12 protein-coding genes are annotated in these 14,198 nt (G+C 67.0%); 6 read left to right on the top strand and 6 right to left on the bottom strand.

Annotated features, from left to right (window positions below):
- Nucleotides 1-21 precede the first annotated feature (21 nt).
- Entirely contained in the window at nucleotides 22-1,062 is a 1,041-nt protein-coding gene (gene trpS, locus J4G32_RS15530) for a tryptophan--tRNA ligase (protein WP_210496235.1), read from the bottom strand.
- A gap of 67 nt (nucleotides 1,063-1,129) precedes the next feature.
- Nucleotides 1,130-2,653: a murein biosynthesis integral membrane protein MurJ gene (gene murJ / locus J4G32_RS15525; protein WP_210496234.1), complete on the bottom strand. Its 1,524-nt coding sequence runs from the start codon at nucleotides 2,651-2,653 to the stop codon at nucleotides 1,130-1,132.
- A 145-nt stretch (nucleotides 2,654-2,798) separates the two neighbouring features.
- Here murJ and J4G32_RS15520 point away from each other — a divergent pair, with 145 nt between their 5' ends.
- The 3 genes from J4G32_RS15520 (at nucleotide 2,799) to J4G32_RS15510 (ending at nucleotide 7,682) form a co-directional block, all read left to right on the top strand.
- Nucleotides 2,799-4,013 carry a putative DNA modification/repair radical SAM protein gene (locus tag J4G32_RS15520; protein WP_210496233.1) on the top strand — a complete coding sequence of 405 codons (1,215 nt, stop codon included), beginning with the start codon at nucleotides 2,799-2,801 and terminating at the stop codon, nucleotides 4,011-4,013.
- A complete protein-coding gene (locus J4G32_RS15515) occupies nucleotides 4,013-5,425 on the top strand; it encodes a UdgX family uracil-DNA binding protein (RefSeq protein ID WP_246505117.1) in 1,413 nt (470 codons plus the stop codon). Before J4G32_RS15520 ends, J4G32_RS15515 begins: the two co-directional genes overlap by 1 nt.
- Before the next feature lie 115 nt (nucleotides 5,426-5,540).
- Nucleotides 5,541-7,682: a transglycosylase domain-containing protein gene (locus J4G32_RS15510; RefSeq protein WP_425515524.1), complete on the top strand. Its 2,142-nt coding sequence runs from the start codon at nucleotides 5,541-5,543 to the stop codon at nucleotides 7,680-7,682.
- A gap of 3 nt (nucleotides 7,683-7,685) precedes the next feature.
- On the opposite strand, the gene J4G32_RS15505 is transcribed toward J4G32_RS15510, so the two are convergent.
- The 4 genes from J4G32_RS15505 to J4G32_RS15490 form a co-directional block, all read right to left on the bottom strand.
- Nucleotides 7,686-8,873: a multidrug effflux MFS transporter gene (locus tag J4G32_RS15505; RefSeq protein ID WP_210496614.1), complete on the bottom strand. Its 1,188-nt coding sequence runs from the start codon at nucleotides 8,871-8,873 to the stop codon at nucleotides 7,686-7,688.
- Between the two features lie 73 nt (nucleotides 8,874-8,946).
- Nucleotides 8,947-9,717, bottom strand: coding sequence for a M48 family metallopeptidase (locus tag J4G32_RS15500; RefSeq protein ID WP_210496231.1), 771 nt, complete (start codon nucleotides 9,715-9,717; stop codon nucleotides 8,947-8,949).
- A 66-nt stretch (nucleotides 9,718-9,783) separates the two neighbouring features.
- Entirely contained in the window at nucleotides 9,784-11,052 is a 1,269-nt protein-coding gene (locus J4G32_RS15495) for a polyhydroxyalkanoate depolymerase (RefSeq protein WP_210496230.1), read from the bottom strand.
- Between the two features lie 172 nt (nucleotides 11,053-11,224).
- Nucleotides 11,225-11,935 carry an ArsR/SmtB family transcription factor gene (locus J4G32_RS15490; RefSeq protein WP_210496229.1) on the bottom strand — a complete coding sequence of 237 codons (711 nt, stop codon included), beginning with the start codon at nucleotides 11,933-11,935 and terminating at the stop codon, nucleotides 11,225-11,227.
- Between the two features lie 83 nt (nucleotides 11,936-12,018).
- On the opposite strand from J4G32_RS15490, the gene J4G32_RS15485 reads away from it, so the two are divergent.
- From J4G32_RS15485 to J4G32_RS15475, 3 genes are read left to right on the top strand one after another with little or no spacing between them, the layout of a single operon-like run.
- On the top strand, nucleotides 12,019-12,363 hold the full coding sequence (locus tag J4G32_RS15485; protein ID WP_210496228.1) for an NIPSNAP family protein: 345 nt from the start codon (nucleotides 12,019-12,021) through the stop codon (nucleotides 12,361-12,363).
- On the top strand, nucleotides 12,360-12,725 hold the full coding sequence (locus J4G32_RS15480) for an antibiotic biosynthesis monooxygenase family protein (protein WP_210496227.1): 366 nt from the start codon (nucleotides 12,360-12,362) through the stop codon (nucleotides 12,723-12,725). Before J4G32_RS15485 ends, J4G32_RS15480 begins: the two co-directional genes overlap by 4 nt.
- A 51-nt stretch (nucleotides 12,726-12,776) precedes the next feature.
- Nucleotides 12,777-14,165 (top strand): ActS/PrrB/RegB family redox-sensitive histidine kinase, encoded by a 1,389-nt coding sequence (locus J4G32_RS15475; protein ID WP_210496226.1) that lies wholly within the window; start codon nucleotides 12,777-12,779, stop codon nucleotides 14,163-14,165.
- Nucleotides 14,166-14,198: the final 33 nt, after the last annotated feature.

Here is a 14,198-nt window from a genome sequence, read left to right as displayed (position 1 = left end):
AAGGGAGGCCGGAAAGTGCGGTCAGCGGGCCCTCACGAAGCCAAGGATGTCCTTGACGGCATTCATGGTTTCGGCAGCGAGGACGCGGGCGCGCGCCGATCCGTCGGCCAGGACTGCGTCGATGTGACCGGGATCGGCCATCAGGCGGCGCATGTCGTCAGCGATGGGGGCAAGTTTGGCCACCGCCACGTCGACCAGCGCGCTCTTGAAGCCGGAAAACTGCGATCCCGCGTGGTCGCGCAGGACGTCGGCGGGGGTGACGTCGGTCAGGGCCGCATAGATTGCCACGAGATTATCGGCCTCCGGCCGCGCCTTCAGGCCCTCGACCTCGGACGGCAGGGGCTCGGCGTCGGTCTTCGCCTTGCGGATCTTCTGCGCGATGGTGTCGGCATCGTCGGTGAGGTTGATGCGCGAATAATCCGACGGGTCGGATTTCGACATCTTCTTCGCGCCGTCGCGCAGGGACATGACGCGGGTCGCGGGCCCGGCGATCATCGGCTCGGTGAGGGGGAAGAAGGCATCGCCGAAGCCGTGTTCGGCAATCGAGGCCGACCAGTCGTTGTTGAATTTCTGCGCGATGTCGCGGGTCAGTTCGAGATGCTGCTTCTGGTCCTCGCCGACCGGCACATGGGTCGCCCGATAGACCAGGATGTCGGCGGCCATGAGGTCCGGATAGGCATAGAGCCCGACGGAGGCGTTCTCGCGGTCCTTGCCGGCCTTGTCCTTGAACTGGGTCATGCGGTTCAGCCAGCCGAGGCGGGCGACGCAGTTGAACACCCAGGCGAGTTCGGCGTGCTGGGGCACCTGGCTCTGGTTGAAGACGATGTGGCGGGTGGGATCGATGCCGGCGGCGAGAAACGCCGCCGTGACCTCACGGATCTGCCGGTGCAGGTCCTTGGGGTCCTGCGGCATGGTGATCGCGTGCATGTCGACCACGCAATAGATGCACTCATGGGTGTCCTGCATGGTCACGAAGCGCTTGATGGCGCCTAGATAATTGCCCAGATGCAGGTTTCCGGTCGGCTGAACGCCGGAAAACACCAGTTCGTTGAATGTCGCCATCGTCCGTCGACTCCCCAAGCCCGTCGCGGCCGGGGTTATGACAGGGCACGGCGGCGATGCAAGCCTCTTAGGGCTTTTTCGTCAGCGGCGCGAGATCCTGTCGCGTCACCGCGCCCAGCAGCCAGGCAGCGCCGGCGAAAACCGCCACTCCGCCGATGCACAGGCCGGCCAGCGCAACCGTGCTCGGCATCGGTGACAAACGGAGGGCGGCTGCGATTCCGCCCGCCATAAGGGCGCTGGCGGACGCGATTCGCGCAGCCTTGCGGGAAAGCGCCCGGTCGGGCGCCCAGAGTCCGGCCTGCCGCAGCAGCCACATCAGAATGCCCGCATGGACGACGGAGCCCAGGCTGATTCCCAGCGCGATGCCGAACACGCCCCAGACAAACCCGAGCCCGAATGACAGCAGCGCGGTCGCGGCGATTCCCCCGAGCGCCGCCACCACCGCGCCGCGCAGAGCGCCCCGGGCGAACAGGGTCTGGCTGAACACCTTGGCCAATGTCGCGACCGGGAGGCCGAGGCTCAGGCCCATGAGAACGAGCGCCGTTCCGGCCGCATCCTCCGCCTCGAACGCGCCGCGCTGGAACAGCACGCTGGCAATGGGACGGGACAGGACCAGCAGGGCGAGACTGGCCGGCAGCGACAGCAGGAGGCCGAGGCCGATCGCCCGGTTCTGCGCCGCGACCAGCGCCTCGCGTGCACCGGTGCGATGGTGGAGCGCGAGTTCCGGCAGCAGGACGCTGCTTGCCAGCGCGGCCATCAGGCCGAGGGGCAATTGCACCACCCGGTCGGCGTAATACAGCCAGGACACCCCGGACGGCCAGAACGACGCCACCTGGGTTCCCACCAGCACGAAAAGCTGCACCGCGCCGCTCGCCACAAGCGCCGGGAATCCCGCCAGCAGCAGACCCTTCAGCACCGGCGACCAGACCGGCCGGCGAAAGCGCACGAGGCGGACATCGCCCCCCAGCATCGCCGCGCCGACAATCACAAGCTGGGCGAAACCCGCAAGGCTGGAGGCTGCGGCGAGCCATCCGGCCTTTTCCACCAGCGGCAGCGCCGGGCGAAGCTCGAGCGCCACGATGGCGAGAATCAGCCCGCCATTGACCGCCAGCGGCGCGAGGCTTGCGGCCCGGAACCGACCATGGAGATTGAGCAGCGCCGCGCCGATGGACGCCAGGGTGATGCAGATGACGGACGGGAAGGCCAGCCGCGTATAGAGCGCCACCAGGGCCAGCGTGTCGGGCTCGCCCGCCAGTCCCGGCGCGAGCGCAAACGCCAGAAGCCCCGCCGTGAGCTGAACAAGCCCCGTGACGCCGAGCAGCGCCAGGGCGAAAACGACGATCACGTCGCCCGAGAGGGTCGCCGCGGCCTTGGGCGCGAGCGATCCGATCACCGGCACGAGGGCCGGATTGAGGCCCCCTTCGCCCACCACTCGACGCACGAGGTTGGGAAGGCGGAAGGCCGCCAGAAACGCATCCGCCACCGGCCCGGCGCCGAGCGCCTGGGCGAACAGGACATCCCGCACGAATCCGAGAACGCGCGAGAGGCCCGCGCCGAGGCCGACAAGAAGAGAGGACCGGATGACCGACATGCAGGATCGCGCTTAACGGGTTGCGCGCCTCTTGTCTAAGCCGTTCGCGCGACGGGCCGACAGCACCGCGGGTGCGGCCACCGGTCCCCCTCGACGGAGGCACCCGCCTGCCCTAGAACAGATACGGAACATCAACAGGCGGGTCATGGACGTACTCTTGTCGCGGAAACTGCGCATTCTTGCCGATGCGGCCAAATATGACGCGTCCTGCGCCTCCTCGGGAGCGCCCAAGCGCAAGGCGGGGCGCGATGGCCTCGGCTCTACCACCGGCGCCGGAATCTGCCACGCCTACACGCCCGACGGGCGCTGCGTCTCGCTTCTGAAGATCCTGCTCACCAATTACTGCCTCTATGACTGCGCCTATTGCGTCAACCGGCGCTCGTCGAACGTGAAGCGGGCGAAGTTCTCGGTCGAGGAAGTCGTCACGCTGACGGTCGAATTCTACAAGCGCAACTACATCGAAGGGCTGTTCCTGTCGTCGGGGATCATCAAGACGCCGGACCACACCATGGAAGAGATGCTGCGGGTCGCGAAAAGCCTGCGACAGGAGCATCAGTTCCGCGGTTATATCCATCTCAAGACCATTCCCGAGGCCAGCCCCTGGCTCATCGAGCAGGCGGGATTATGGGCCGACCGCCTGTCGATCAATCTCGAACTCCCGACCGCCGACAGTCTCGCGGCACTGGCGCCGGAGAAGAGCGGCCCGTCGATCCGGGGCGCGATGGCGCAGATGCACGAGCGGATCGTCGAGGCCAAAGAGGAAAAGCGCCGCTTTTCGCCCGCCGGCCAGTCGACCCAGGTGATCGTCGGGGCGGATGCCACCACGGATGCGGACGTGCTGCGCACCAGCGCGTCGCTCTACGGCGCCTACAAGCTGAAGCGGGTCTATTATTCGGCCTTCAGTCCCATCCCCGATTCGAGCGCGATCCTGCCGTTGAAGCCGCCGCCGATGCAGCGCGAGAACCGGCTCTACCAGGCCGATTGGTTGCTGCGCTATTACGGGTTCGGCGTGGAGGAGATCGCGTCCGGCGGAGAGGAGGGCATGCTCGATCTGGCGGTCGATCCCAAGCTCGCCTGGGCGCTGAAGAACCGCGGCCAGTTCCCGGTCGATGTGAATACCGGCAGTCGCGAGATGCTGCTGCGGGTGCCGGGTCTGGGCGCCCGCGCCGTCGATCGCATTGTCTCAGCGCGCCGCCACACGAATCTGCGGCTCGCGGACGTGGCGCGGCTGACCTCATCGCTGAAACGCGCACGGGCGTTTCTCACCGCCACCGATCATCATCCGCGCGCCCAGCTCGACGCCGCGGCCCTGCGCGAGCGTCTGGTGGAAAAGCCGCAGCAGCTCAGCCTGTTCGGATGATGGCGGATTCAGCCTTGCGCCATGTGGTGCTGTCAGACGGCGCTGATCTCGATGGATTCCGCCGGGCTGTCCGCGCGCTCGCATCAGCGCGGGTGTCGCCGGACGCGGTCGTGTTCATGACCGGGGCCGCGCCTGATCTGTTCGGCGACAGCTTCGCGGCGGATGCACCACCGGTGGCGCTGCCAAAAGGCGTCGGCGCGTTGATTGCGTCGGTGGTCTGTCACCGCGATCCGGAGCGCTACGCCCTGCTCTATCGCCTGGTCTTTCGCGTGCTCAACGGGGAGCGGGCGCTGCTCGAGGTGCCAAGCGATCCGCTCGTGCACCGCCTTGATCTCATGGCGCGCACCATCCGGCGCGATCTTCACAAGATGCACGCTTTCCTGCGTTTTCGCCGGGTTGCAGGGGAGGAGGGCGAGCGCTTCGTGGCGTGGTTCGAGCCCGATCATTTCATCCTCGAGGCCACCGCGCAGTTCTTCATCGACCGGTTCCGGTCGCTCGACTGGACGATCCTGACGCCGGTCGGCTCCATGCGCTGGGATCGCCTTAGCCTCGTCTATGGTCCGCCGGCAGCCCGCGAGGACGCGCCCGCGGGCGACCGTTTCGAGGAGGGCTGGCGCGATTATTACGAGAGCACCTTCAATCCGGCGCGGGTCAACCCGAAGGCCATGCGGGCCGAGATGCCGAAGAAATACTGGCGCAACATGCCGGAGGCTGCCTCCATCACGGCGTTGATCCGGGAGGCGCCCGGCCGCATGGCGGGCATGATCGACAGGGAGGCGACGATGCCGGCAAAACGCAAGCCCGAGCGGGCCCTGGAGGCCATGTGGGACCAGGAGCCGAAGACGCTCGCAGCCCTCAATGCCGTGATCGCCGCTGCCGGTCCGCTGGTACCGGGCGCGACGCAGGCGGTGCCCGGCGAAGGTCCGGTGGGCGCTGCCCTCGCGTTCGTGGGCGAGCAGCCGGGCGATCAGGAGGATCTTCAGGGCCGGCCCTTCGTGGGGCCCGCCGGCCAGCTCCTCTCGCGGGCGTTGCGCGAGGCCGGGATCGATCGCGAGGCGGCCTACCTCACCAATGCGGTCAAGCATTTCAAGTTCGAGGAACGGGGCAAGCGCCGCATCCACGCCAAGCCGACGGCGGGCGAGGTCAAGCATTACCGGCCCTTTCTGATGAAGGAGCTGGCGCTGGTGCGGCCGCGGCTCGTGGTGGCGCTCGGCGCCACGGCGCTGCTCGCCCTGTCCGGCAAGGCTCTGCCGGTCACGAAGGTGCGCGGTCCCCTGCGGCTCGACGATTATGACGGCTACGTCACCGTGCATCCGTCCTATCTGCTGCGCATTCCGGACGAGGCCGAAAAACGGCGCGCCTATGCGGCGTTCGTCGACGACCTGTCGCGCATCAACGCCATGGTGGCGTGAGCCGAAACAGTGTGCGGTCGGTTTAACCGCCCCTTAAACCGCCATAATTATACTGCCTCAGGACAACCATCCGGCACCGGATCCCCGGTCGCTCGAGAATGGAAGAGGTTTTGCCGTGGCGAACGGACGTGACAGGCGCGAGCCGGTGTTTGGCGCGCCCGCCACCGAAGCGGAGTCGCAGGATTTTCGCCTTTCGCCTGACGATCGGGCAGGGGGACAGGCAGGGGGCCACATGGCGCAGAAGCGCGCGGCGCGCTCGAATGACAGCGGGCGCTCGACCCGCCCGCCTTCCCGGCAGAAGAAATCGACCCGCAAGCGCGGCCGCCGGTCCTCGATCTGGCGCAAGCTCTTCTATGCCGGCGTGGTTCTGTCACTGTGGGGCGTGATCGCGCTCGGCAGCGTCGTGGCCTATTACGCCGCCCAGCTGCCGCCCATCGACGAACTGACGATCCCCAAGCGCCCGCCGAACATCGCCATCATGGCGAGTGACGGGTCCCTGCTCGCCAACAAGGGAGAGACGGGCGGCCGAACGGTCTCGATCAAGGAATTGCCGCCCTACCTGCCCCGCGCTTTCGTGGCCATCGAAGACCGTCGTTTCTACGACCATTGGGGCATCGATCCGGTGGGCATCGCCCGCGCGGTCTATCGCAACATTAATCGTCGTGGCGTGTCGCAGGGCGGATCGACGCTGACCCAGCAGCTCGCCAAGAACCTCTTCCTGACGCAGGAACGCACCGCCTCGCGCAAGATCCAGGAGGCGATTCTCGCCCTTTGGCTGGAGCGGAACTACACCAAGGATCAGATCCTCGAGCTCTATCTCAACCGCGTCTATTTCGGCGCCGGCGCCTATGGGGTGGAGGCGGCAGCCCAGCGCTATTACGGCAAGTCGGCCCGCAATGTGTCGCTGTCGGAGGCCGCGGTCCTCGCGGGCCTCGTCCAGGCCCCGTCGCGGCTTGCGCCCAACCGCAATCCGGACGCCGCGCAGGCCCGCGCCGAACTGGTGATCGCAGCCATGAACGAGCTCGGCTTCATCACCCCGGGCATGACCAAGACGGCGCTTGGCGCACCGGCCAAACCGGTGCGCGCGCCCGGCGCCGGATCGGTGAACTACGCGGCCGATTACGTCATGGACGTGCTCGACGATTTCGTCGGCACGATCGAATCCGACATCGTGGTCTCGACCACCATCGATCCGGCCCTGCAGAGCGCTGCAGAGCGCTCGCTGGTGGAGGAGCTCGACAGCAAAGGCCAGAAATTCAACGTCAGCCAGGGCGCCGTGGTGGCCATGCAGCCCGACGGCGCGCTGAAGGCGCTCGTGGGCGGCCGCAACTACGAGGCAAGCCAGTTCAACCGGGCGACGGTCGCGCGCCGCCAGCCCGGCTCCTCGTTCAAGCCCTTCGTCTATCTGGCCGCCATGGAATCAGGCCTCACGCCCAACACCGTGCGGGAGGATTCGCCCGTCAACTACAAGGGCTGGGCGCCCGAAAACTACGACCGGGGCTTTCGCGGCCCCATCACCCTGCGCGACGCGCTCGCCCTGTCGTTGAACACGGTGGCGGTGAAACTCGGGCTCGAGGTCGGGCCCAAGGCCGTCGTACAGGCCGCCCAGAAGCTCGGCATCAATTCGCCCCTGATGGCCAATCCGGCGCTGGCGCTGGGCACGTCTGAGGTGACGCCGCTCGAACTCGTCAGCGCCTATGCGGCCTTCGCCAATGGCGGCACGGGGGTCATTCCTTATGTGATCACCCAGGTGAAGAGCGGCGACGGCAAGGTCATCTATCGGAGGCCCGCCGGCGGCGGACTGGGCCGGGTCATGGACCCGATGACCGCCACGATGATGAACGACATGATGCACAACACCTTCGTCATCGGCACCGCCAAGAAGGCCCAGGTGCCCGGCTGGACGATGGCCGGCAAGACCGGCACGACGCAGGACTGGAAGGATGCGTGGTTCGTCGGCTTCACGGGCAGTCTGGTGGCGGGCGTGTGGCTCGGCAACGACGACGGCACCGTGACCAAGCGGGTCACCGGCGGCAACCTGCCGGCCGAGATCTGGCACGCTTTCATGACGAGCGCGCTCAAGGACCAGAAGCCCGTGCCACTTCCCGGCAGCGAGCGCTTCCTGCGGCAGGGCGATGTCCCGGTCGCGGAGGCGCAGCCACAGCCCGGCCAGCAGCGCGAAAGCGCGTGGATTCCGCCGCAGCAGCAGCGCCGCGGCGCGGAGAAGAACTTCCTCGAAAAACTGTTCGGGCTCTAGCGCTCAGCCGCGCCGGGCCCGCCCGGTGAGGCCGAAGACGGCGAGCGCCATGAGGCCGGTCGCCGCAATCGTCAGCGGCAAGGGCAGAGCCGAGCCGTCGAGATTTTGGCCGAGCACGATGCCGAGGATCGCCGCAAAACTCATCTGGCAGATGCCGAGCAGCGACGACGCGGTCCCGGCCCGGTCGGGGAAGGGCATCAGCGCCGACGCCATGGCCTGCGGCATGGTGAGCCCGACGCCCATGCAATAGAGCGCCATCGGGCCGACCACCGCCAGGAACGAGGCGACGCCTGACGCCACCAGCACCACCATCAGGCTGCCGCCGAGCGCCAGGCAGGCGACCCCGATGCGGATCGTGCCGTCGAGGCCATGCGGCCCGACCAGCCGCTGGGCCAGAAAGGTGCCGCCGATATAGCCCACCACCACGAACGAGAACGACAGGGCGAAGGCCATCGGCCCGAGACCGTAGACGGTTTGCAGGACGAAGGACGAACCCGAGATGAAGGCAAACAACCCCCCATAGGCGAGAAGCGACAGCATCACGTAGACCCGGTAGCCGCGATGGCCGAGCAGGCTGCGGAAGGAGCGCAGGATCGACAGGAAAGACAGCGTCTGGGCCGATTTGCGGGCGAGGCTTTCAGGCAGGCGCAAGGCCACGACGGTGGCAAGGCCCGCACCGAACAGCAGCGCCGCGACGAAGTTCATCCGCCAACCGCCCCAGGGGGCGATGAGCCCGCCGAGCACCGGCGCGATGGCCGGCACCACGCCCATGATGGAGGCCATGCGCGACAATTCCTTGCCGGCGCGCGCACCCTCATAAAGATCGCGCACGATGGCCCGGCCGATGACGATCGGGCCGGAGGCGCCGAGCGCCTGCAGAAACCGTGCGGCGATGAGCGATTCGATGTTGGGCGCCAGCGTGCAGCCGAGGCTCGCCAGGGTGAACAGCGCGAGACCGAACAGCAGGACGGGCTTGCGCCCGACCCGGTCGGAGATCGGCCCGTAGAAGAACTGGCCGGCCGCAAAGCCGAACAGGAACAACGACAGGGTGAGCTGGGTCTGGGCCGCCGACGCGGTCAGATCCTGGGCGATGGCCGGCAGCGCCGGCAGGTACATGTCGGTGGAGAGCGGCCCGAGGGCCGTGAGCAGCGCCAGCACCACGGTGAGCGCGAGGGTATTGGGCTTGAGCATGGTCACGGATGGGTTGTGGAACAGGGCGGAGCCGCCGGGATGCCCGTGGCTCTAGGCCGAAAAAGGCCGCCTGTCACGAAGCGTCAGCGACGGGGCCCGACGACCCGAACCGGTGCAGGGCCGTGCCGTGGTTCTTCAGCCAGCGCTCGGCCTCTTCGGTGCGGGGGCACAGCTTGCGGGTGAGTTTCCAGAATCGCGCGGAATGATTCATCTCGCTGAGATGGGCGACCTCATGAGCCGCGAGATAATCGAGCACGAAGGGCGGCGCGAGAATCAGCCGCCAGGAAAAATTCAGCGCGCCGGTCGAGGAACACGAACCCCAGCGGCTTTTGGTGTCGCGCACGGTGATGCGCTTGGCCGGAATGCCGAGCGTCCCGGTATGGCGTTTGACGCTCTCGGACAGATCGCGCTTGGCTTCCGCCTCGAGGAAATCCTGCACCCGCCGGGCGACGTGCTGGGGATCGCCGGCCACCGCCAGAATCGGCGCGCCGTCGCTGCCCTTCGTCGCCTGGGTGATTCCCCGGATGCTCGACCAATGGACGATCCGGTGCGGGACGCCGCGCAAGGGCACCACCGCGCCGGCCTCGAACCGCACCCGTGCCGGGAGCTTTGCGAGCCTTGTGGCAATCCAGCCCCCATGGCTGTCGGCGAAGCGCTGGGCCGTGTCCACAGGCGTGCGGTCGGGAATGGTCAGCACCGCCTCGCCCGAGGCGTTGGAGACCCGCAGGGTGATGCGGGTGGCCGTCGGCCGTCGCTTGAGCGCCACCTTCAGGGTGGCGCCCTCGTGCTGCACCTTGAGGTGCGGGGGGTCGTCCGGGACCCGGCTGAACAGAGCGAATCGCATCCGTGCAATCTGCCCTGCTCCGGCCCCGCTGTCAGCGCTGCCGTTTGCCGCGAGGCAGGATCGGCCTCATTCGGCCGCCATCAGCTTCTTGCCGGCCTTGGCCGTCGCCCCATGCTGGTGCGTGAAGGCGGTGATCCGCGGCGCAATGTCGGAGCGGAAGCGCGAACCGTTGAACACGCCGTAATGCCCGACGCCCATCTGCAGGTGATAGAGCTTCTTGTCGGACGACAGGTTCGGCGTCAGCTCGATCGCCGCCAGGGTCTGGCCCACGCCCGAAATGTCGTCGCGCTCGCCCTCGATCGCCATGATGGCGCAACGGCGGATGGCCACGAGATCCACCGGCTTGTCCCGGTGCATCATCTCGCCCTTCGGCAACTCATGCCGCACGAACACCTTGTCGACGGTCTGGAGATAGAACTCGGCGGTGAGATCCATCACGGCGAGATACTCGTCGTAGAAGTCCCGGTGCTTTTCGGCCGAATCGCCGTCGCCGTCGACCAGATGGTTGAACATGTCCCAATGGGCCGTCACGTGCCGGTCGAGATTCATCGCCATGAAGCCGGAGAGCTGGAGGAAGCCCGGATAGACCTTGCGGAAGAAGCCCGGATGGGACGGCGGCACATGCATGATGCAATGGCGTTCGAACCAGTCGATCCCGCGCTCCTCGGCCAGCAGGTTGACGGCGGTGGGCGAGCGGCGGGTATCGATGGGGCCGCCCATCAGGATCATGGATTTGGGGATTTTCGGGTCGTTCTCGGCTTCCATCAGGGCGATGGCGGCGATCACCGGCACGGCCGGCTGGCAGACGGCCATCACGTGCAGATCGGGGCCGAAGGCCTGGAACATCTCGATCATGTAGTCGATGTAATCGTCGAGATCGAAGCCGCCCTCCGCCATCGGCACCATCCGGGCATCGGCCCAGTCGGTAATCATGACCCGGTGAGTCGGCAGGAAGGTCTCCACCGTGCCGCGCAGCAGGGTCGCATAATGGCCCGACATGGGCGCCACGATCAGGAGCAGCGGCTGCTTGGCGGCGGCCGAGTGATCGCGCTCGAAGGCGATGATGTCGCAAAAGGGATGTTCCCACACGATCCGCTCGGTGACCCGCACCTCCTCGCCATCGATGGTCGTCGTCGGCAGGTCGAAGGCGGGTTTGCCGTAGCGCCGGGTGGTGCGCTCAAACAATTCACAGGCGGCCGTCACGGTGCGACCGTAGGGTGTGTCGCCAAAGACGTTGCCGGGAATTTCAAGAAAGGATTTCGTGGCGCCCGACGCCGCGCGGGCGGGACCCAGCAACCAATGGGCCGTCTCATACCAATAATAGGACAGATTCATTTAAATATCCCCGCGGGAAGAGCACTCTTGTTCCATCGCCAACGCGATCCGAGCTTGTCCTCGACCCTACGCTTAAAATGTAAGGTCCGGGTCTCAAAAGCAAGTTAACCCCCGAGCGCGCAGCCGGGCGCAAAATCGCCGGTGCCGCGCCAGGGTTAATCCGATTGCCAAATCAAGGGGTTGCAGGAGGAGCGGGTCTCCGGTCGATGCCTGGCGGGGCCAGCACTGCGACGAATTGCTGAAGCCCGGCGGGGCTGAAGACCAGCGTGCGGCCGTTCCGTCCGGCCCATTTCCGCTCGATGAGGGTCGCCAGCACCGCGGCTCCCAACGACCCGCCCAGGTGGCTGCGCCGTTCGCTCCAGTCGAGACAGGCGCGGCAGACGGGTCTGCGGCCCTTCTCGAGAGCCGCCACGTCGATTCCGAAATCGGCAAAGAAGCGGCGTCCCGCCGGCATCACCGTCATGGCGTCGTCGCCCTCGACGAAGCCCCGCCGCTGGAGGCTCGTCAGCATGTCGACGCCGCGCTCTCCGGCCAGATGGTCGTAGCAGATGCGGGCGGCGCGCAGAGCCTCGTTTCGTGGCCCGGTCCGGACGCGCACCGCGCCGGTGCGCTGGGCAAGCCCCATCAGGCCTTCGAGCACCTGCGCCACATCGGGGCCCGAGAGGCGGAAATAGCGGTGCCGGCCCTGCTTCTCGCCGATCAGCAGCTGGGCCTCCGCAAGCTTGGCGAGGTGGCCGCTCGTGGTCTGCAGGGTCACGCCGGCCGCCCGGGCGAGTTCGCTCACCGTCAGCGCGCGCCCGTCGATGAGCGCCGTGAGGATGTTGGCCCGCGCCGGATCGCCCAGCAAAGCGGCCACCTGCGCGATCATCGGACCTTCTTTCATCGTCTCGTCCATACTTCGATCATAGCCGAAGCATCGTCGTTGATCAACGGGCTAGACATTGCCCGGCAACTCTGGAGAGCCCCGTGATCACCTGTTTCATCCGCTACGACATCGACCCGGCCAAGACGGAAGCGTTCGACCACTATGCCCGCAACTGGGGGGCGATCATTCCGCGCTGCGGCGCTGACCTGATCGGCTATTTCTCCCCGCATGAAGGGTCGGCCACCACGGCCTATGGCCTCTACAACATTGCCAGTCTGGCCGAATACGAAGCCTATCGGGCCCGGCTCAAGGACGATCCTCAGGGCCGCGAGAATTACGAATTCTCAAGGCGCGAGCAGTTCATCCGGCGCGAGGATCGCCTCTTTCTCCGCCTGAGCTCGACCCCTCACCACCCGCTTGTTCGCCCGAAGGATCGCACCCGATGATTGCCGTCATTTTCGAAGTCTGGCCGGACGAGAGCGCCCGCCAGACCGATCTCGATCTGGCCGCAGCGCTGAGAGCCGAGCTCGAGACCGTCGACGGTTTCGTGTCTATCGAGCGGTTCCAGAGTCTCAGCGATCCCGCAAAGCTCGTCTCGCTGTCGTTCTTCCGCGACGAAGAGGCGGTCCGGCAGTGGCGCAATCTGTCGTGCCATCGCCAGGCGCAGGCCAGCGGGCGGGATGGCGTCCTGCGGGATTATCGCCTGCGGGTGGCCGGCGTGCTGCGCGATTACGGGCTGGAGTCGCGCCTTCAGGCTCCCCTCGACAGCCGCGCCGTCCATGCTCCGCAAAGGCGAGCGGGGTCGTGAAGCGCACAAGTCTTCCTTGGCGGAAGCGGGAAACGCCCTATCCTGTCGACGATGGATGAGATCAGACCGAAGATGTTGACGCGCAATGCGAGACAGTTGCGCCTCGACACCCTGGTGCGGCTGCGCTGGCTGGCCATTGCCGGCCAGGCTCTGGCGGTCGCGGTGGTGCGGTTCGGTCTGGGGTTCGAACTGCCGTTCGGGCTCTGCTTCGTGGTCATCGTCGCCTCGGCCTTCGTCAACCTGCTGCTGCGCATCCAGTTTCCGGCAAGCCATCGTCTTGGCGACAACCCGGCCACGATCCTGCTGGCCTTCGACATCCTGCAACTCGCAGGGCTTCTCTACCTGACCGGCGGGCTCGCCAATCCCTTCGCGATCCTGTTCCTGGCGCCGGTGCTGATTTCGGCCACCGCGCTGACGCCGGAACGCACGCTCGCGCTCGGCCTGCTCGCCGTCGGGCTCGCCACCCTGCTGGCGCTCGCCCACCGGCCCCTGCCCTGGTATCGCGGCCAGAGCCTCACCCTGCCGTTCCTCTATGTGACCGGGATCTGGATGGCGATCCTGCTGGGCACCGTCTTTACCGGCATCTATGCCTGGCGGGTGGCGGAGGAGGCGCGCCAGCTTGCCGAGGCGCTGGCCGCCACCGAGCGGGTGCTCGCGCGCGAACAGCACCTCTCCCAGCTGGACGGGTTGGCGGCGGCCGCCGCCCACGAGCTGGGCACGCCCCTTGCGACCATCGCGCTCGTGGTCAAGGAGCTGCACCATTCCCTGCCGCAGGAAGGGCCGGTGGCCGAGGATCTCAAGCTGCTGCGCGAGCAGGTGGAGCGCTGCCGCACGATCCTGACCAAGCTCACCTCCATGGGCCAGGAGGATTCGGCCTTCCTCGAGACCATCACGCTGAGCCATCTGGTCGAGGAGATCGTCGCGCCGCAGCGCTCCCTCGAGCTCGACCTTGCGGTGGAAACCGACGGCGAGGGTCCCGAGCCGCTGATCCGGCGCAATCCCGGCGTCGTCTACGGCCTGTCCAACATCCTCGACAATGCGGCCGACTTTGCCGAGAGCGCGGTGAGCGTCGAGGCGATCTGGTCAGATCGCGAGGTTGTCATCCAGATCAGGGATGACGGACCGGGCTATGCGCCCGATATCCTGCTGCGAGTGGGCGAACCTTACGTAACGACCCGGAGCGCGGCCGATCGCGCCGAGAGCAGTGTCGAAGGCGGCGGATTGGGCCTCGGGCTCTTCATCGCCAAGACGTTGCTGGAGCGATCGGGCGCCCAGCTGACCCTGTCCAACGCCGCGCCTCCGGGCTCCGGCGCCGTGGCAAGGATCGTTTGGCCGCGTCAGGCGTTTGACAGGGGTGCGGCAATCACGCCGCAGGCCGGTTCGGAGGCTGCTCTCCCGCTAGGGAGCATCCCATCCCATATGGCAGATCGAGCTGTTTGAGTTCGAGTATCCAAGGAGTCTTGGCGATGCAGG

The organism is Microvirga antarctica (genome assembly GCF_017921815.1).
GTDB lineage: Bacteria > Pseudomonadota > Alphaproteobacteria > Rhizobiales > Beijerinckiaceae > Microvirga > Microvirga antarctica.
This window is presented reverse-complemented; position numbering and strand designations above follow the sequence as displayed.